Here is a 17,612-nt window from a genome sequence, read left to right as displayed (position 1 = left end):
CATGGCGCTGGCGCAAACGGTAACCATCCTGAACAAGCGGGGGCTGCATGCCCGGGCATCCGCCAAGTTTGTCACCCTCGCCTCCCGTTTCAATGCGCAGGTGACCGTCAGCAAGGATGGGTCCGACGTCGTCGGAACCTCGATCATGGGACTGATGATGCTGGCCGCCGCCATCGGCGAGGAAATCCGGATCGCCGCCTCAGGGCCGGAGGCGCCCCAGGCGCTGGCATCGCTGGTGGCCCTGGTCGAGGCCAAGTTTGAAGAAGACTAGAACCATGCGGCCGTGTCGACTGGCTGCGTTGACCATCCTTTACGTGTCCGCCGCCGTTTGCGTCCTCGGCATCACGCCGGCACGGGCGGATGTCGACCCGGCATTGCTGGTGCGCCAGCCCGACGGTGCATACGCGCCGGCGCCTCTGGTCGGCCTTCCCGGCACCGTGGCCGAGCAACCTTGTTTGAAATACAACAACTTCTGGTGTCTCAAAGGCACGCAGTGGCGGGGCCAGACCAAGGTCGGCACACATCGGCTGGCTGTGTTCGCGGACCCCGCCGACGCCGCGCGCGCGTTTGCCATCACCCTGCAGGCCTATCGCTTCAAGCATGGTCTGAGCACACCCACCCAGATCATGAGCCGGTTCATCCTCAACCCCGGCTGCCTGAAAGGCGGCAGAAGCAAGGCCGGCTGCGCCAGCATGTGGAAGCTGGTCGACCGCCATGCCGGGCGCCTTGCCGGCGCGCTTGGCATCGGCCCGCACGAGGACACCGGAGTCTTTGTCGATCGAACGCGCGTCAATATCGAACGTGCCCGCATCCTTTTCCGGGAGGTCGCGCACATCGAAATCGGCACCACGCTGCGCGTTCGGGACTCCGTCACCGACGAGGGCCTGACGCGTGCCGGGATCAGCTGGTAATCGGCACGGCAGCACGCCGCTTTGACGGAAAACCGGCGGCGATCGCGGTACCGGGGCGACCGTTAACCAATAGACAACCAGATGATATTCAAAGGGAAATCAACAAAGTACCGGCGCGCACTTGCATTATTGTCAAGAATTCGTCAAACAACGCCCGCGTCTGGCGACAAATGCCGGCGCACGACGGGATGTTTCGGCCGATGGATTGCCGTGCAACATCTCAGGCTCTTGGAGCCCGTTGTTTGACGTGCTTTCGCGTGTGTCAAAACAACAGTTGTATGTAGTTGACCCAAGGAGATGACCCATGCTCCGCATCTGTGTCGCCACTGCGGCGATGCTCTTGCTCGGCGTTGGGCCGCACCAGGCCACAGCAGGCGCCACGGCGCCACACGCCATCGCACGACCGGCGCCCACGCCGGTTCACACGGATACCCATCCCCACCTGCTGATCCGCCAGCGCGGGGGCCATTACGCGCCAGGCAGCCTGTCCAGGTTGCCGCGCTCCGAAGCCAACCAGGTCTGCCTTGCCTACAATAATTACTGGTGCCTGAAAGGAACCAGGTGGGAAGGTCAGGTCCGCGTCGGCAAGCAGCGGCTGGCCGTCTTCGACAACGGCACACAGGCCGCCCGCGCCGTCGCCCTGACCCTTCAGGCCTACCGTTTCAAGCACGGGCTGCGCACGCCCCGCCAGGTCATGACCCGCTATGTGCTCAGCGCCGAGTGCCGCAAAGGCGGCCGCGCGACCCCGGGCTGTGAAACCATGTGGCAGAAGGTGGACCGCTATGCCGCCCGCATCGGTCAGGCATTGGGCATACGCCCGGACGATCCGATGGGCGTCTTCAAGGCGCGCAACGTCGTCGACCGCCAGCGCGCCCACACACTGTTTCGTGAAATGGCCCACATCGAAGTAGGCGACAGCGTGCGGGTTCGCGAGGAAGTGCTGGACGAAGGCCTTCGGCGGGCAGGCATCGCCGCCGCCTGAGGACGCCACCTCCCGATTTACGGCCTGATCTCGCCTGGTCTGGTGCCAACGCCGTAGGCCGCTTCCCAGCGGGCAACGATCTCCGGTGAGTCGTCGACCCGCTTGCCTGGCAGTCCATCCTCATGACTCCATCCGGGCACCCGGCTTTCGATGCCGAAATGGCTGCTGGGGTGCACGGCGACCGGGTCGTCGAGGCTGCCGATCGTCAAGTCCATACGATCGGAGTCGGGAAAGGCGAAGCTCAGCGGCGTGCCGCAACGGGCGCAAAAACCCCGTTCCGCAAGGCGTGACGAATGGTAGAGATCGGGGCCCAGCGTCGCCCAGTCGACGGCGGCCTTGGGAACATTGACAAACGCCGCAAAGACGTTGCCCACCGCCTTCTGACACATGCGGCAGTGGCAATAATACGCCTCAGGCGACTCGGTTTCCACGCGGTAGCGCTTGGCGCCGCACTGGCACCCACCGGTCAGAATCATGATCCTGCCTCCTGTTGATGGCGTTGTTTCCGGCCCGCGATCCAGCCATCAATATGCGCCTCCAGCACATCAAGCGGCACCGCGCCATTCTCCAGCACCGCATCGTGAAAGGCTCTGAGATCGAAAGCCGGCCCCAGCGCCGCTTGCGCCCGCGCCTTGAGAGCGCGGATGCGCAACTCGCCGATCTTATACGCCAACGCCTGACCGGGCCAGGTGATATAGCGGTTCACTTCCGCCTCGATGTTGTGCGGGCTGAGCGCCGTGTTGGCTGTCATGAAATCGATCGCCTGCTGCTTGGTCCAGCCCTTGGCGTGCAGTCCCGTGTCCACCACCAGACGGCACGCGCGCCACATCTCGTATGACAACCGCCCGAACTGGGTTTCCGGTTTGTCGTAGAGCCCCATGTCATGGCCAAGCGTTTCAGCATAAAGCGCCCAGCCCTCGACAAACGCGGTGAAGAAGCTGGTGTACTTGCGGAAATCGGGAAGATTCAGCTCCTGCTGAAGAGCAATCTGCAGATGATGACCCGGCACGGCCTCATGCACGGTCAGCGACGGCAGTTCGTACAGCGGTCGCTGATCAAGATGCGAGGTATTCACCCGGTACACGCCGGCCCGGCCCGCCGAGCCGGCGCCGGGTTCATAGTAGGCCGTCGTCGTGCCTTCCGCCTGATCAGCCGGAATTGGCTTCACCGTATAGGGAAGGCGCGGCAGTCGACCAAACAATCTTGGCAACTCGCCGTCGATCCGCTTGGCCAGCGCTCCGGCATGCAACAGCAGTTCATCGGGACTCCGTGCATAGAAACGCGGCTCCTCCCGCAGATAGCGGGCGTAGGTCTGGCGACCGGCAAACCCGGCGGCGAACGCCACCTTGTCCATTTCCTTCTGGATGCGCGCCACCTCATCGAGACCGATGCGATGAATCTGGTCAGGTGTCAGTTCGGTCGTCGTCATCGCCCGGGCGCGATAACGGTAATAGTCCGCTCCCTGCGGCAAGGCAGACGCGCCAACGCTTTGGCGGCAGCGTGGCGCATATTCCCCGGTGTAGAACGCCAGAAAATCCCGATAGGCCGGGATGACCTTGTCTCGCACCAGCGACAGGGCCCGCTTTTTCAGGTCTGCCCAGGCCGCATCGTCAATGCTGTCTGGCCGCCGGCCAAACGGGCGCATGAACACCGACTGGTCAACATCGTCGACAATGTGGGCCTCGATGGTCTTCTCGAACCCCACCATCGCCGCGCAGGGCTGGACGAACCCTCCCGACAGGGCCGCGCGTGTCGTGGCGATACCCTCGGCGTTCAGACGCGGATATTCCGCCAGACGGCCAAGATAGCTGTCGTAATCGGCGCGAGTGAAAAACGGCACCGCATCGGGCAGGCCGGCAAACTGGGTATGCCAGGCGCTGTAGGTGGTGAACAGCATCAGCCGCTGACCGAAAGCCAGGCCGTCGTGTTCCGTCTTCATATCGCGGATCAGGATGGCGCGATTGACCCGCTCCGCCGCTGACAGTCGAGCAGGGTCAATCGCCTCCGCCCGCCTGATCAGCGCCTCCAGCGACGCCCTCTGGCGATCCATCGCCGCGACCGACTGATCACCCAGCCTGCCATCCAAACGGCGCACGCCCAGTGACGTCGCCAGCACCGGATTTTCGTTCAGGACATAGGTCCAGTGATCATCCAGCAGTGTGGCCAACGCCTCAGACTCTGGCCGTCCTTGGACCTCCGCCGTCGACGCCGGTTGCCCCGCCCCCAACAGCAACACCAGCCCGACAGCAACCAACAGCCCTCTCGTCATCCGTACCTCCCCCTTGTCGGGCCGACATCAGCTTCACTCTACTCCAACCCCGGCAACGGCCAACTGTCCATCGCCCCGGCGTCGGGAGACCATTAACCGTCCTTTCACCTCGACTCGACACTATGACGACTGGGGATTGGGTTGAGTGAGACTGCCACAACTTTGTTGGGGTTGCGTAGGCCTATGACCGCGAAGCATACCGACACGGCTGAGATGCCGGCTACCGCCGCCGAAGCGACACGGCGCATTGTCCTCGGGACAGTCGGGTATCGCCGCCTGCCAGCGCTACTGGCGCTTGCCTACGCACTGGTGGGAGCCTTGTGGATTGCAGGCAGCGATCACCTGGTGAACAGCCTGCCCATGTCCGCCCAGCAGGTCGCCATACTGCAGACCTACAAGGGCTGGTTCTATGTCGGACTGACCGCCATCCTGCTCTATTCGGTCCTGTGTGTGACAGGCCGGCGCATTTGCGTGCATCAGGCACAGCTGCGTCATTATGGCGAACGGCTGGAACTCGCGCTTTCGGCCACCAGCAGTGGCGTATGGGAGTGGCATCTCGACAGCCGCACCCTGGTGCTGTCGCCCCAATTGAAAACGTTGCTGGGATTACCCAATGATGCAACGTTGCCAACCGACATTCTGCGTCAGCGGATGCATCCCGACGATCGGGAGCGCGCCACCGCAACGATGCGGCGCATGCTGCATCGCCCCTTCAAGGAGCAGGCCGACCAGTATCGCCTGCGACACAGCGATGGTCATTACTGCTGGGTCGGCATGCGCGGTCGGGTGATATGCGATGCCAATGACGTCCCAACCTGCCTGGTCGGCGTTGCCACAGACATCACCCATTCAAAGGAAGCGGATGTCCGCATCCAGCAACTGATACACTTCGACGCCCTGACCGGACTTCCCAATCGCGTCATGTTCATCGAAAAACTGCGTGAAATGTCAACCGGACCGTTGCTCAAGGACGAGCAGGTTCTGGTGGCCCGCTTCAACATCGAGCGTTTCCGCGAAATCAACAACGAGCTCGGCATGCGCGCAGGCGACCTGCTGCTGCGCAAAATGGCCCGCCGGCTGGAACGCGGCACGGGCGCTCTGGGTGTTGTCGCTCGCGTGGGGCCGGACGACTTCGGCGTGGTGGTCCGCGGGCTCATTGGTAACGCCACCACTCAGCAACTTGCTGAAAGATTGAGTCTGGCCGTGAACAAGCCCTACCGGCTGAACGGCGAGACGGTCCACCTGCGCGTAACGATGGGGGTCACCGTATTCCCGGCCGACGCGGCGGCGCCGGAGACCCTGCTGTCCGACGCTGAACTGGCGCTGGGGCGAGCGCGCGAACAGGGTCATCACCCCGTCGAGTTCTACGCCGCCGGCATGAACGAATCCTATCGCCTGCGATCCATGCTCACCCGTGACCTGCGCCAGGCTTGCGAGCGGGGTGAACTGCTGTTGCACTATCAGCCGATCTTCAGCGCACGTGACCAGACCCTGCAAGGCTTTGAAGCGCTGATGCGCTGGCGGCACCGGCAACTCGGCATGGTGCCGCCGTCCACCTTCATCCCGCTGGCCGAAGACATCGGCATGATCGGCGCGCTGGGCAACTGGGCGCTGCACGAGGCCTCCCGGCAGGTGTCGCAGTGGAACCGGATGGCCGGCACGACATTGATGGTGGCGGTCAATGTGTCGCCGCTGCAAACCCAGACCAACAACTTCATCGATCAGGTGGCGGCCGTACTGGCGCATACCGGCCTGCCCCCCCAGTGTCTTGAACTGGAGGTAACGGAAAGCGCGCTGATGGCCGACCCCGTGGCGGCAGCGGACCGGCTGCGTCAGCTGCGCGCCCTGGGGGTCCATGTCGCGATCGACGATTTCGGCACCGGCTATTCCTCGCTGGCAGTACTCAAGCAGTTGCCCGTCAGCAAACTCAAGATCGATCGCGCGTTCGTCAACGACCTTGATGGTAACGGCGAGGGCGTCCCCATTGTCACCACCATTATCGATCTCGCGCGCTCGCTCCAGCTCACTGTTACGGCAGAAGGCGTCGAGACAACCACCCAACTCGACTTTCTGCGCGATCACGGCTGCGACACAGTGCAGGGTTTCCTGCTTGGCAAGCCGCTACCGGCCGACCAGGCGGAACATCTGCTGCCACGGCCCGGCGCACCACGAACGGCAATCGGCGCAAAGAGCTGCTGATCTGTCATCGAACCGACACAGAGCCCTGCCAGAGGGAAGGCACGTTCTACCCTTCCTCTCGTGAGGCTCCCCCATGGCTGGTCTACCCTTCGCCGACATTGTCACGCATCGCTTTGGCCGCCGCGATGCCCTGAAAGCGGCGCTGGCCACATCCGCACTCGCTGTCCTGCCCAGCCCCTTGCGCGCGGCCGACGTGCGCGCCGGTGCAGCATCGCCCTCCTTCGAGTTCGGCGAAATCAGCCACGGCGTCGACGAAACCCACCATGTGGCGCCCGGCCACGATGCCGCGATACTGCTGCGCTGGGGTGACCCGGTGCTTCCAGGCGCACCTGCCTTCGATCCGATGCGCCAGACCGCCGCCGCGCAGGAAATGCAGTTCGGCTACAACTGCGACTACATCGGTTTCATCCCGATCAGCGCTGATCGCGCACTGCTATGCGTCAACCATGAGTACACCATTCCGCAACTGATGTTCCCCGGACTCATGAAGTCCTCCGGCGACGGCGTCACACTGGACCCGTCGGCCTATACGCCGGAAATGGCGCAGATCGAACTGGCAGCCCATGGCGTCTCGGTTATCGAACTGCGGCGCGATGGCGCGGGATGGGCAACGGTCGCCGACAGCCGGTTCAACCGGCGCGTCAGCTGCCGGTCGACCCCCATCGCCATCAGCGGCCCCGCCGCTGGCCACGACCGGATGAAGACCGGCGCCGATCCCGCCGGCCGGATGGTGACCGGGACCATGAACAACTGCGCCGGCGGCGTGACGCCCTGGGGCACCTACCTGACCGGCGAGGAAAACTTCGACCAGTATTTCCGGGGAGTGCTGCCTGAAGGTCATCGCGAGACGGAAAATCATTTCAACTATGGTATCGGTGCCGGCGGCTTCTCCCGGTTCAGCCTCGCCCAGAAGCGTTTCGACGTCAGCCATGAGCCCAACGAACCCAACCGTTTCGGCTGGATTGTCGAAATCGACCCGCAAAATCCGTTGTCAACGCCGAGGAAGCGCACCGCACTTGGCCGTTTCAAGCACGAGGGGGCGGAAACAGTCATCAACCCTGACGGTCGGATCGTGGTCTATTCGGGCGACGACGAGACCTTCCAGTATGTCTACAAGTTTGTCACCAAGGGGCGCTACGACCCGCGCAATCGCGCCGCCAACGTCGACCTGCTGGACGACGGCACGCTCTACGCCGCCCGCTTCGATGCCGATGGCTCGCTCACCTGGTTGCCCCTGATCTTCGGACACGGGCCACTGACTGCTGAAAATGGCTTTGCCAGCCAGGCGGACGTGGTCATCGAGGCCCGCAAGGCCGCGACTCTGATGGGTGCCACACCGATGGACCGGCCGGAGGATGTGCAGCCCCACCCCAGCAATGGGCGGGTCTACGTCATGCTCACCAACAACACTCGCCGCCAGGCCGGCGAGATTGATGCCGCCAACCCGCGCGCCGTGAACACCTTCGGCCATATCGTCGAACTGGTGGCCCCGGATGGCGATCATGCCGCCACCACGTTCCGCTGGGAGATCCTGTTGCGCTGTGGCAGCCCGTCGGTCGGCACCGTTGGCGCCACTTACAACCCGGTGACCAGCGCCAATGGCTGGTTTGGCTCACCAGACAACTGTGCCATTGATGCCGACGGCCGTCTGTGGGTCGCCACCGACCAGGGGGCGGCCTGGGGACAAACGGGCACCGCGGACGGTCTTTACGCCATCGAAACAGACGGGGCTCTGCGAGCAACCAGCCGCATGTTCTTCCGCGTGCCGGTGGGCGCCGAGCTTTGTGGCCCCTGCTTCACGCCCGATGGCCGCGCGCTGTTCCTGTCCATCCAGCACCCGGCAGCCGATGGCACCCGGGATTACGCTCCCTTCGGGCGCGACTCGTCGTTCGAGAACCCAGCCACCCGGTGGCCGGACTTCCAGCCCGACATGCCGCCGCGTCCATCGGTCGTGCTGGTCACGCGTCATGATGGAGGCCGCATCGGCTGAATGGCGAGCCGTGCAACGCCGGACGGCGGCAGCATGGCTTGCATCCGGCGTCGATCTCGCATTTTACAATTTTTGCAGGTTGCGGGGCGCCCGCCCGCCGATATTCGCATCTCGGCGCTTCAAATCTGTCACAAAATTTGCAATGCGATCATCGAGCATAGGTGCGTCCAGCGGGGATTCGGCCCGGGCGACGCGCGGACCGGAAGTCGAGGATCACATGTCGGAATCAAAAACGATCGCGGATTGGCAGGCGCTGGCACAGAAGGAGCTGGGCGAGACGCCACTCGACACGCTGACCTGGCAGACGCCCGAGGGCATTGCCGTCAAGCCGCTCTACACCGCCGCCGACACCGCCAGCCTGGAGGAAGACCTGCCCGGCTTCTTCCCCTTCACCCGTGGCGTGCGCGCGACCATGTACGCCAACCGGCCGTGGACCGTCCGTCAGTATGCCGGCTTCTCGACCGCCGAGGAATCCAACGCCTTCTACAAGCGCAACCTCGCCGCCGGCCAGATGGGCCTGTCGGTCGCCTTCGATCTGGCCACCCACCGCGGCTACGATTCCGACCACCCGCGCGTGGTGGGTGACGTCGGCAAGGCCGGTGTCGCCATCGACACGCTGGAGGACATGAAGATCCTGTTCCAGGACATCCCGCTCGACAAGATGTCGGTGTCGATGACCATGAACGGCGCGGTCATCCCGTGTCTGGCCTTCTACATCGTCGCGGCCGAGGAACAGGGCGTGTCGGCCGACAAGCTGTCGGGGACCATCCAGAACGACATCCTCAAGGAGTTCATGGTCCGCAACACCTACATCTACCCGCCGGCGCCCTCGATGCGGATCATCGCCGACATCATCGAGTACACGGCCAAGAACATGCCGAAGTTCAACTCGATCTCCATTTCCGGCTACCACATGCAGGAAGCCGGCGCGACGCAGGTGCAGGAGCTCGCCTTCACGCTGGCCGACGGCATGGAGTATGTCCGCGCGGCCATGGCCAAGGGCCTCGACGTCGATGCCTTCGCCGGCCGCCTGTCGTTCTTCTTCGCCATCGGCATGAACTTCTTCATGGAAGTCGCCAAGCTGCGCGCCGCCCGCCTGCTGTGGGCACGCATCATGAAGGACTTCGGCGCCAAGAAGGCCAGCTCGCTGATGCTGCGCACCCACTGCCAGACCTCGGGTGTCAGCCTGACCGAGAAGGACCCGTACAACAATGTCGTCCGCACCGCGCTGGAAGCGCTGGCGGCGGCGCTGGGCGGCACCCAGTCGCTGCACACCAACGCGCTCGACGAGGCGATCGCGCTGCCGACCGACTTCTCCGCCCGCATCGCCCGCAACACCCAGCTGATCCTGCAGGAAGAGAGCGGCATCACCAAGGTCGTCGATCCGCTGGGCGGCTCCTACTACGTCGAGAGCCTGACCAAGGAGCTCGCCGACAAGGCCTGGGCAATCATCCAGGAAGTCGAAGAGATGGGCGGCATGACCAAGGCCGTCGAATCCGGCCTGCCCAAGCTGCAGATCGAGGAAGCCGCGGCGGCCAAGCAGGCGCGCATCGACCGGCGCGAGGAAGTGGTGGTCGGCGTCAACAAGTACCGCCTGGCCAAGGAAGACCCGATCGACATCCTCGACGTCGACAACAACGCCGTGCGCGAGGCGCAGATCGCCCGCATCAACGCGGTCAAGGCCGGCCGCGACGAGGCCCGCGCCCAGGCCGCGCTCAACGCCCTGCGCGATGGCGCCAGGGGTCAGGCCAACCTGCTGGCGCTGGCGGTTGATTGCGCCCGCGCCCGCTGTACGCTGGGCGAGATTTCCAGCGCCATGGAGGATGTGTTTGGGCGTCACCGTGCCGAGATCAAGTCTGTGAGCGGCGTCTATGGCGCGGCCTACGAGGGCGATGGCGCGTTCCAGGCGCTGCAGGGCCGCATCGACGCCTTCGCCAAGGCCGAGGGCCGGCGGCCGCGCATCCTCATCGTCAAGATGGGCCAGGACGGCCATGATCGCGGCGCCAAGGTGGTGGCCACCGGCTTTGCCGACCTCGGCTTCGACGTCGATGTCGGTCCGCTGTTCCAGACCCCGGCGGAAGCTGCCCGTCAGGCCATCGACAACGATGTCCATGCCGTCGGCGTCTCCAGCCTGGCGGCCGGCCACAAGACGCTGGTGCCGGCGCTGATCGAGGAGCTGAAGGCCCAGGGCGCCGGGGATATCCTGGTGTTCTGCGGCGGCGTCATCCCGGCGCAGGACTACGACTTCCTGTACAAGGCCGGCGCCTCGGCGATCTTCGGCCCCGGCACCAATCTGGTCGAGGCCGCCGGCGGCGTGCTGGAGCTGATCGAGGCCAAACAGGGCCGGCAGGCGGCGGAATAGCGACCCCGCTGCCGTACCGCAACAGGTCAGCCCGACAAGGGGGGACGTGAACTCTCTCCTCCGCGTCCCGCCTACAAGGTGGCGGTAGCCGGCATGGCCAGACTTAACATGCGGCGCGCGGTCTCGTCCTCGCTCATCACCACATGAGTGCTGCCGAGGCGGCGCAGGTGCGCCACCTCGGCGTCCGAGTGGGCGCGCACGATGATGGCCAGGTCAGCACTGGCGTGGCGGGCCTGTTCCACCACCTGACCAGCGTCGAACCCTTCCGGGATGGCCACCAGCAACTGGGCGGCTTTCGCGAGATCCGCCTTGGCGAGAACTTCGGGACTGGCGGCGTTACCCACAATGACCTCGGCGCCATCCCGTCGCGCCGCCTCGGCCTGCTCGGCGATCTCCTCGATCACCACCAGCCTCGTCCGGTTCACCATGAGGGCCTGGCCAACACGCCGGCCGACCCGGCCATAACCGACAAGGACGACATGACCACCATGAGCGTCCGGGGCCGGCGGCGGCGTGCCGGGGGCTGACTGCTCGGCAACTCCCAGGGCCTCGGGATCGAGCCGGCCGATCCAGTTGAACAGGAACGGATTGATGAGGATGGAAAACATCGCGCCGGCAAGAACCAGATCCTGCCCATCCGGCGGCAGCAAATTCAGGCTGACCCCGAGGGCTGCAAGAATGAACGAGAATTCGCCAATCTGACCCAGGCTGGCCGATATAACCAGCGCCGTACCATGCGGATGCCCGAACAGGCGGACGATGACATAGCTCGCTAGCGACTTGCCCACGATGATGATGGTCACCGTGGCCAGCAGCGGCAGCGGTTGCTCGATGATGATCCGCGGATCAAACAGCATACCCACCGAGACAAAGAACAAGACCGCGAAGGCATCCCGCAGAGGCATTGTCTCTTCTGCCGCCCGCTGGCTCAACCGGGTTTCACCAAGGATGATCCCGGCAAAAAATGCTCCCAGCGCGAACGAAACGTCAAACAGCATCGCCGCCCCGAAGGCCACCCCCAGCGACATCACGAGCACCGCAAGGCGAAAGAGCTCCCGCGAACCGGTGTGCGCGACATAATGCAGCAGTGCAGGAATGGCGCGACGGGCAATCAGGAGCATGAAGGCAACGAAACCCGATACCTTGAGCAAAGTCAGCGCCAGTGCGCCGACAAATGCGCCGAACGTAACGCCCGCGCCGGTAGCGGCACTGGCAACGGCAGGCAAGAGAACCAGCGCCAGTACCATCGCCAGATCCTCGACGATCAACCAGCCAACGGCGATACGCCCCCGTTCGGTGTGGAGGAGATTGCGCACCTGCAAGGCCCGGAGCAGCACCACCGTGCTCGCCACCGATAACGCAAGGCCGAAGACGATGCCCGCTCCCAGTGACCAGCCCAGCAGCATCGCCAGCCCGACGCCGGCAAGCGTGGCCACCGCAATCTGGCCGATAGCGCCCGGTACCGCCACATGACGAACAGACAGCAGGTCACGCAGCGAGAAATGCAGTCCGACGCCGAACATCAGCAGAATGACACCGATTTCCGCCAGTTCCGCCGCCAGTCCGCCATCGGCGACAAACCCCGGCGTGAAGGGGCCGACAATGATACCCGCCAGCAGGTATCCCGCGAGAGGCGACACACGCAACCGATGGGAAAGCAGGCCGAAAATGAAGGCGACCGTCAGGCCGGCCACAATGGTCGGGATGAGAGGTCCATGTTGCATCAGCGATCGCCAGACACCTATTTGCCCCCTTTGGCGACGCCGTCGCGGAGAAAGCCCATCCTCACGGCGACCGCCGTGTTGCCAACATCATTGCTGCGCAGGCTTTAAAGATATGCAGGCCATCGCCTCCAGACAAGGCCGGGCATGCTGCGACGGCACTCCGCCTTATGTTGGCGCCCCGTCACGCGACAGGATAGAATTGCCGGAACCAGGCGCGGTACTGCAGGATCGGCCCGTCGCCATCGCACAGCAGGGGTTGGGCGCGATAGATCTTGTTGTCCCAGATCGGCAAGTCCGCTTCAACGCCCGCATAGTCGCCGCGTTGGCCGACCTGTTCCTCGATCAGCTCGTCGATCATCCGCTGGCGGAAGCCATCCTCGTAGGGCGGATGGAAAAAGGTGAAGCGCAGACGCGTCAGCGCGGTGTCGAGCGGCGTGATGGTCATGATGTTGAGCAGGCTGACATAGCGCTCCTGGCGCAGGATCTGCAGACCCGGCCCCCATTGCTGGAGGTTGAGCCGGTAGTCGCAGCTGTGCATCTGGCCGTCCTCGCCCTCGATCGGCAGCTGCGTATTGATCAGTGTCTGGCGTAGCGGTCCCGCGTACTGCGACTGGCCGTTGGGCACCACCGGCTGACCGTGGACATAGACCAGGTGGGGGCCATCGACGCTGTTCTCGCCGATCTCCTGGGCGATGGTGTGGATGTCGTGCACCGGCCCCGCCCGCTGCCGCCAGTCCGCCGGCACCGCCTCGACCAGCGCGTCGAGAGACCAGTCGGGCGCCGCGCCCGCCGGGTGGTACCAGGCCCAGATGCCGCCGGCCGCCTCGCGCACCGGCAGTGCCCGCAGCGCCGGCGCGCGTTCCAGCACCGGCGGCATCTTGCGGGCATAGGGAATGTCGCGGCAGAAGCCGGCGGTGTCGTAGCCCCACTTATGAAACGGGCAGCGCAGCAGCGCCCCGTCGACGACGCCGCCGACACCCAGATGGGCGCCCAGATGCCGGCAGTAGGGCTCCACCACACCGGCGGTGCCGGCCTGATCGCGGAACAGCACCCACTGGCCGCCGAACAGCGTCAGCGTGCGCACGGCGCCGGGCGCCAGCTCATCGGCCGGACACAGGTGATACCAGCCGACCGGGATCGGCAGGCCATAGCGTTGGGCGGGCGCAAGCGGCGACGGGGCGATGCTGGCCATGACGAGGTCTCCTTGCCGTAAACAGGGCCATAACGGGGCCGCAAACAGGGCCGATGACGGGGCGGCGCTAGATCAGGGTGGCGAAGGCGGCGGGCGAGAAGGCCGGCAACGGCGCCCCCTGGCGCAGCTTGCGAGCCCAGTCGGGATCGGCGAGCAGCGCGCGGCCGACCCCCAGCAGGTCGAACTCGCCGCGCTCGATCGCCACCACGGCGCGGGCGACATTGTCCTCCGCCGGCACCACCGCCATCAGCGAGTCCTTGAGCTCGCGGCTGAGGCCGACGCCGCCGACGGCGATCGCCGGCACGCCGGTAAGCCTGCGCGTCCAGCCCGCCAGCGACAGCGGCGACCCGGCAAAGGCAGGGCGATGGAACACCCGCGTGCTGACATCGAAAAGGTCGACGCCCGCATCGACCAGCGGCGCCAGCAGTGCCGCCAGCATGTCCGGCGTGTCGACCAGCCGGGCGTCATAGTCCTGCAGCTTCCATTGCGAATAGCGAAACGCCACCGGCAGCGCCGGCGCGGCGGCGCGCACCGCCTCGATCACCGCCACCGCGAAGCGGGTCCGCGCCGCCAGCGTGCGGCCCCAGGCGTCGACGCGACTGTTGGTCTCGGGCCACAGGAAGCTGTCGATCAGGTAGCCATGGGCGCCATGCAGGGCGATGCCGTCGAAGCCGGCCGTCTGCGCATGGGCGGCCGAACGCCCGAACGCGGCGATGACGTCGGCGATGTCGTTGTCCGTCATCGCCACGGTGGGCGGGCGCACCGCCTCAAGGTAATCCGGCGGCGCGCTGGTGCTGCCGTCGAGCGGGCCCCAGCGACCATCGGGCCGGCACGAGACAGCGCGCGGCTGCGGCCCGCTGCCGGGGCGCCGCAGCGGGCCCTGATGCCAGAGCTGGGCGAAGATAAGCCCGCCGGCGGCATGCACGGCATCGGTGACCGCCCGCCAGCCAGCGATCGCCGCCGCGCCCTGCAGCACCGGCATGTTGCGCTCGCCAAACGTGCCCTCGCCCAGCGCGGCGGGATGATCGACGCCGATGCCCTCGCTCATGATCAGGCCCACGTCGGCCGCCGCGCGCCGGGCGTAGTAGCTGGCGGTGGCGGGACCCGGCACACCGTCCTCGGCCATGCAGCGGGTCATCGGCGCCATGACGATCCGGCTGCGCAGATCGAGGCCGGCGAGGCGGCAGGGCGAGAACAGCAACGCCGTCCGGGCGTCGATGGAGACGGCGACGTTCATGCCTGGGCTCCCGGCGTGATGGACAGTGTCAGCGGGGTCCAGCGCAGGCATTCGGCAAGGTCCGCCTCCAGTTTGCCACGGACCAGCTGCAGCGCGTCCTGGCCCAGCACCAGAGTGGCCGGCGGCGCGCTCATCAGGCCGGCCTCGACGATGGCGGCCGCCGCCCGGTCGAGGTCGCCCAGCAGCGCCTGATCGAGCCACTGCGCCCAGCGCTCGCGGATGAAGCCATAGGCCGGCAGGCTGTCGGCGTGCGCCATGTTGGCGCCGAACGCGGTGGCCAGCGCGCCCGGCTCGGCGACCATGACGTGGATGCCCAGCGGCGCCAGCTCGCCCACCAGGGCCGTCGACAGTCCCTCGATGGCGCATTTCGACGCGGCATAAAGGCCCAGCCCGCCGACGCCGAACCGCGCCACGGCGGAGGAGATGTTGATGATCCGTCCCGCCGCGCGGGCGCGCATCACCGGCAGCACGTGGCGGATCATCCGCAAGGTGCCGAAGAAATTGGTGTCGAACACGGCGCGCGCCTGCGCCTCCGTCACTTCCTCCACGGCGCCGAACAGGCCGAAGGCGGCATTGTTCACCAGCACGTCGATGGTGCCGAAACGCGCCAGGCCCGCCGCCACCGCGTCGGCCACCATCGCCTCGTCCCGGATGTCCAGCCGCAGGGCCAGCGCCTGCTCGGGGTAGGCCGCGGCAAGCGGCGCGATGGCCGCCGGATCGCGGGCGGAGACGATCACCCGGGCGCCGCCGGCCAGCAGGCGGCGGGCCAGCGCCTGACCGAGACCGGACGAGGCGCCGGTGACGAACCACACACGTCCCGGTTCGGCGGCGGCCTCAGGGGCGCCCCCGGGCGCGGGCGACCCCGCGTGCCGGGGCGTGTTCCGGGGGGGGAACTCGGCGGCGGACATCACGCCAGCTCCCCGGCGAGCTGGCTGGCCGGCGCCGAGGCCCCCTCAGGCCGGGTCGCCAGATCCTTGGCCAGCAGATAGGGGCCGACGAACAGGCAGTCGATGCCGGTGCCGAGGAAGGTCTGCACGCCATCCTCGATGCTGTGGACGATCGGCTTGCCCATCACGTTGAGGCTGGTGTTGAGCAGCATCGGCACGCCGGTGCGGGCGGCGAACGCCTCGATCAGCCGGTGGTAGAGCGGATTGCGCGCACGGGTGACGCTCTGAGCGCGCCCGGTGCCGTCGGCATGGCAGACCGCCGGCACCCGCGCGCCCATCTCCGGCCGGAAGGTCAGCGTGCGCTCCATGTACGGGCTGTCCTGATAGTCGCTGAAATAGTCGGGACCGGCCTCATGCAGCACCGAGGGCGCGAACGGCCGGAACGCCTCGCGGAACTTGACCACCGCGTTGACCCGGTCCTTCATTTCCGCCCGGCGCGGATCGGCCAGAATGCTGCGGTTGCCCAGCGCCCGCGGACCGAACTCCGCCCGGCCCTGCATCCAGCCCACCACCTGGCCGGCGGCGATACGGCGGGCGGCTTCCGCCACCAGCACCGCCTCGTCGTCGAAGCGCGCCCACGGCAGGAACGGTGCATGACGACGGATCGCCTCCAGCGCATGAAGGTCGATGCTGGAACCCAGATAGGGCGTGTGGGCGTCACCGCCGGCGATCACCCCTTCGCCATGATCGCGCGCCGCCAGCATGGCGGCACCGGCGGCGTTGCCATCGTCAGCCGGCGCGCAGGGCACGAACAGCTGATCGAAGGCCCCCAGCCCGGCAATGCGGCCGTTGAAGGAGGAATTGAGGCCGCAGCCGCCGGCCAGCACCAGCACCTTCTCGCCGGTACGCCGGGCCAGCTCCCGGATCAGCGCGGTCGAGATGTCGGCGAAATAGCGCTGGAAGGTGTGGGCATAGTCCGCCGCCTTCTGGAAGTCCCGCTTGTGGCTGACGGGGTTACCGGCCAGCTCAAGGAAGATGTCCACCGCCTGGTCGGTGCAGTTCACGCTCAGGCCATCGACCGTGTAGAGCGCCTGCAGGCGGCGGTAGAGCGCCTCGTCGGTGCGGCCGTAGGGCGCCAGCCCCATGATCTTCCATTCCTCGCCCGCCACCGGCTCGAAGCCGCAGGCCAGGCAGACGAGAATGCCATAGTAAAGCCCGAGGCTGCCGTAGCAGGCGACCAGCGCCCCGCCATAGGGTTCGGTCTCGATGGGGTGCAGATCGCCGTCGCGATAGTGCCAGAACGCCGTGCCGCGCCCCTCGCCCTGGCCGTCCATCACCATCACCGCCGCCCGCTCGAACGGGCTGCTCCAGGCGCCGAACGCGGCGTGGCAGAGATGATGGTCATAGGCGCGGGTCTCGACCACCCGGCGGCCCAGCGCGCCAGCGGCGCGATGCAGGCCATGGCCGGCGATGTCGATGCTGGGCTTCATGAAATGGTCCCAGCTGTCGCGGTGGAACGTCACCAGCTGTTGCAGCACGTCGCGATGCTGCGGCAGCGCGGCGATGCTCTGGCGCAGCAGATCATTCTCGGCATGCCAGATGGCATCGGCCTGCGCGCTCCAGCTGCGGGCCAGCACGATCTCGTCGCCCGAGGCATGTTGGGCCAGCACGTTGCGGCAGTAATGGTGGTCGTCGGGCGCCATGCCGACCGCGAACTTGCTCTGGCGATACCGCTCGGCGGCCTCGGCAAAGGCCAGCGCGCGATTCTCGACCAGGGCCACGGCACCGTCGTGCCCCGTGCAGGACAGGCCAACAAATGTCTTCACCGAACCCATATCAGCACCTCTTCTCGGTTGATG

13 protein-coding genes are annotated in these 17,612 nt (G+C 66.2%); 6 read left to right on the top strand and 7 right to left on the bottom strand.

Features of this window, described 5'->3' with window-relative positions:
* Position 1: 1 nt before the first annotated feature.
* From ABU113_RS04650 to ABU113_RS04640, 3 genes are all read left to right on the top strand, one after another.
* Complete coding sequence (locus tag ABU113_RS04650) at positions 2-271, top strand: HPr family phosphocarrier protein (RefSeq protein ID WP_454558317.1); 270 nt, start codon at positions 2-4, stop codon at positions 269-271.
* A 109-nt stretch (positions 272-380) separates the two neighbouring features.
* The gene (locus tag ABU113_RS04645; protein ID WP_454558316.1) at positions 381-911 is read left to right on the top strand and encodes a hypothetical protein; all 531 of its coding nucleotides are present in this window, start codon (positions 381-383) and stop codon (positions 909-911) included.
* A 304-nt stretch (positions 912-1,215) separates the two neighbouring features.
* The gene (locus tag ABU113_RS04640) at positions 1,216-1,893 is read left to right on the top strand and encodes a hypothetical protein (RefSeq protein ID WP_454558315.1); all 678 of its coding nucleotides are present in this window, start codon (positions 1,216-1,218) and stop codon (positions 1,891-1,893) included.
* Between the two features lie 17 nt (positions 1,894-1,910).
* Here the strand turns inward: ABU113_RS04640 and ABU113_RS04635 are convergent, their stop codons facing one another.
* Together ABU113_RS04635 and ABU113_RS04630 are read right to left on the bottom strand one after the other, a co-directional pair.
* Complete coding sequence (locus ABU113_RS04635; RefSeq protein ID WP_454558314.1) at positions 1,911-2,369, bottom strand: GFA family protein; 459 nt, start codon at positions 2,367-2,369, stop codon at positions 1,911-1,913.
* Positions 2,366-4,060, bottom strand: coding sequence for a DUF885 domain-containing protein (locus ABU113_RS04630; protein WP_454558313.1), 1,695 nt, complete (start codon positions 4,058-4,060; stop codon positions 2,366-2,368). The genes ABU113_RS04635 and ABU113_RS04630 overlap by 4 nt, the downstream gene beginning before the upstream one ends.
* A 285-nt stretch (positions 4,061-4,345) precedes the next feature.
* Between ABU113_RS04630 and ABU113_RS04625 the strand changes: the two genes are divergently transcribed.
* The 3 genes from ABU113_RS04625 to scpA all read left to right on the top strand — a co-directional run bounded on the left by ABU113_RS04625 (position 4,346) and on the right by scpA (position 10,713).
* Positions 4,346-6,361 carry a putative bifunctional diguanylate cyclase/phosphodiesterase gene (locus ABU113_RS04625; RefSeq protein WP_454558312.1) on the top strand — a complete coding sequence of 672 codons (2,016 nt, stop codon included), beginning with the start codon at positions 4,346-4,348 and terminating at the stop codon, positions 6,359-6,361.
* 73 nt (positions 6,362-6,434) lie between these two features.
* Positions 6,435-8,351, top strand: coding sequence for a PhoX family protein (locus tag ABU113_RS04620; RefSeq protein WP_454558311.1), 1,917 nt, complete (start codon positions 6,435-6,437; stop codon positions 8,349-8,351).
* A gap of 217 nt (positions 8,352-8,568) precedes the next feature.
* Positions 8,569-10,713, top strand: a complete 2,145-nt coding sequence (gene scpA / locus ABU113_RS04615; RefSeq protein WP_454558310.1) for a methylmalonyl-CoA mutase — start codon at positions 8,569-8,571, stop codon at positions 10,711-10,713.
* A 71-nt stretch (positions 10,714-10,784) separates the two neighbouring features.
* On the opposite strand, the gene ybaL is transcribed toward scpA, so the two are convergent.
* From ybaL to ABU113_RS04590, 5 genes are all read right to left on the bottom strand, one after another.
* The gene (gene ybaL / locus ABU113_RS04610) at positions 10,785-12,440 is read right to left on the bottom strand and encodes a YbaL family putative K(+) efflux transporter (protein ID WP_454558401.1); all 1,656 of its coding nucleotides are present in this window, start codon (positions 12,438-12,440) and stop codon (positions 10,785-10,787) included.
* Positions 12,441-12,618: 178 nt separating this feature from the next.
* A complete protein-coding gene (locus ABU113_RS04605; RefSeq protein ID WP_454558309.1) occupies positions 12,619-13,629 on the bottom strand; it encodes an aromatic ring-hydroxylating oxygenase subunit alpha in 1,011 nt (336 codons plus the stop codon).
* 67 nt (positions 13,630-13,696) lie between these two features.
* The gene (locus ABU113_RS04600) at positions 13,697-14,866 is read right to left on the bottom strand and encodes an oxidoreductase (protein ID WP_454558308.1); all 1,170 of its coding nucleotides are present in this window, start codon (positions 14,864-14,866) and stop codon (positions 13,697-13,699) included.
* A complete protein-coding gene (locus ABU113_RS04595) occupies positions 14,863-15,678 on the bottom strand; it encodes an SDR family oxidoreductase (RefSeq protein ID WP_454558307.1) in 816 nt (271 codons plus the stop codon). Before ABU113_RS04595 ends, ABU113_RS04600 begins: the two co-directional genes overlap by 4 nt.
* A 95-nt stretch (positions 15,679-15,773) precedes the next feature.
* Positions 15,774-17,579 (bottom strand): carbamoyltransferase family protein, encoded by a 1,806-nt coding sequence (locus tag ABU113_RS04590; RefSeq protein ID WP_454558306.1) that lies wholly within the window; start codon positions 17,577-17,579, stop codon positions 15,774-15,776.
* Positions 17,580-17,612: the final 33 nt, after the last annotated feature.

This window comes from Parapedomonas caeni (genome assembly GCF_041060555.1).
In the GTDB taxonomy this organism is placed as follows: domain Bacteria; phylum Pseudomonadota; class Alphaproteobacteria; order Sphingomonadales; family Sphingomonadaceae; genus CAUJIW01.
The sequence above is the reverse complement of the archived record's forward strand: the minus strand, read 5'-3'. Positions and strand labels throughout refer to the sequence as shown.

Coding starts and splice junctions, on each gene's coding strand:
- ABU113_RS04620 (WP_454558311.1), top strand. CDS start 6,435: ATGGCTGGTCTACCCTTCGCCGACATTGTCACGCATCGCTTTGGCCGC.
- scpA (WP_454558310.1), top strand. CDS start 8,569: ATGTCGGAATCAAAAACGATCGCGGATTGGCAGGCGCTGGCACAGAAG.
- ABU113_RS04640 (WP_454558315.1), top strand. CDS start 1,216: ATGCTCCGCATCTGTGTCGCCACTGCGGCGATGCTCTTGCTCGGCGTT.
- ABU113_RS04635 (WP_454558314.1), bottom strand. CDS start 2,369: ATGATTCTGACCGGTGGGTGCCAGTGCGGCGCCAAGCGCTACCGCGTG.
- ABU113_RS04600 (WP_454558308.1), bottom strand. CDS start 14,866: ATGAACGTCGCCGTCTCCATCGACGCCCGGACGGCGTTGCTGTTCTCG.
- ABU113_RS04605 (WP_454558309.1), bottom strand. CDS start 13,629: ATGGCCAGCATCGCCCCGTCGCCGCTTGCGCCCGCCCAACGCTATGGC.
- ABU113_RS04625 (WP_454558312.1), top strand. CDS start 4,346: ATGACCGCGAAGCATACCGACACGGCTGAGATGCCGGCTACCGCCGCC.
- ABU113_RS04650 (WP_454558317.1), top strand. CDS start 2: ATGGCGCTGGCGCAAACGGTAACCATCCTGAACAAGCGGGGGCTGCAT.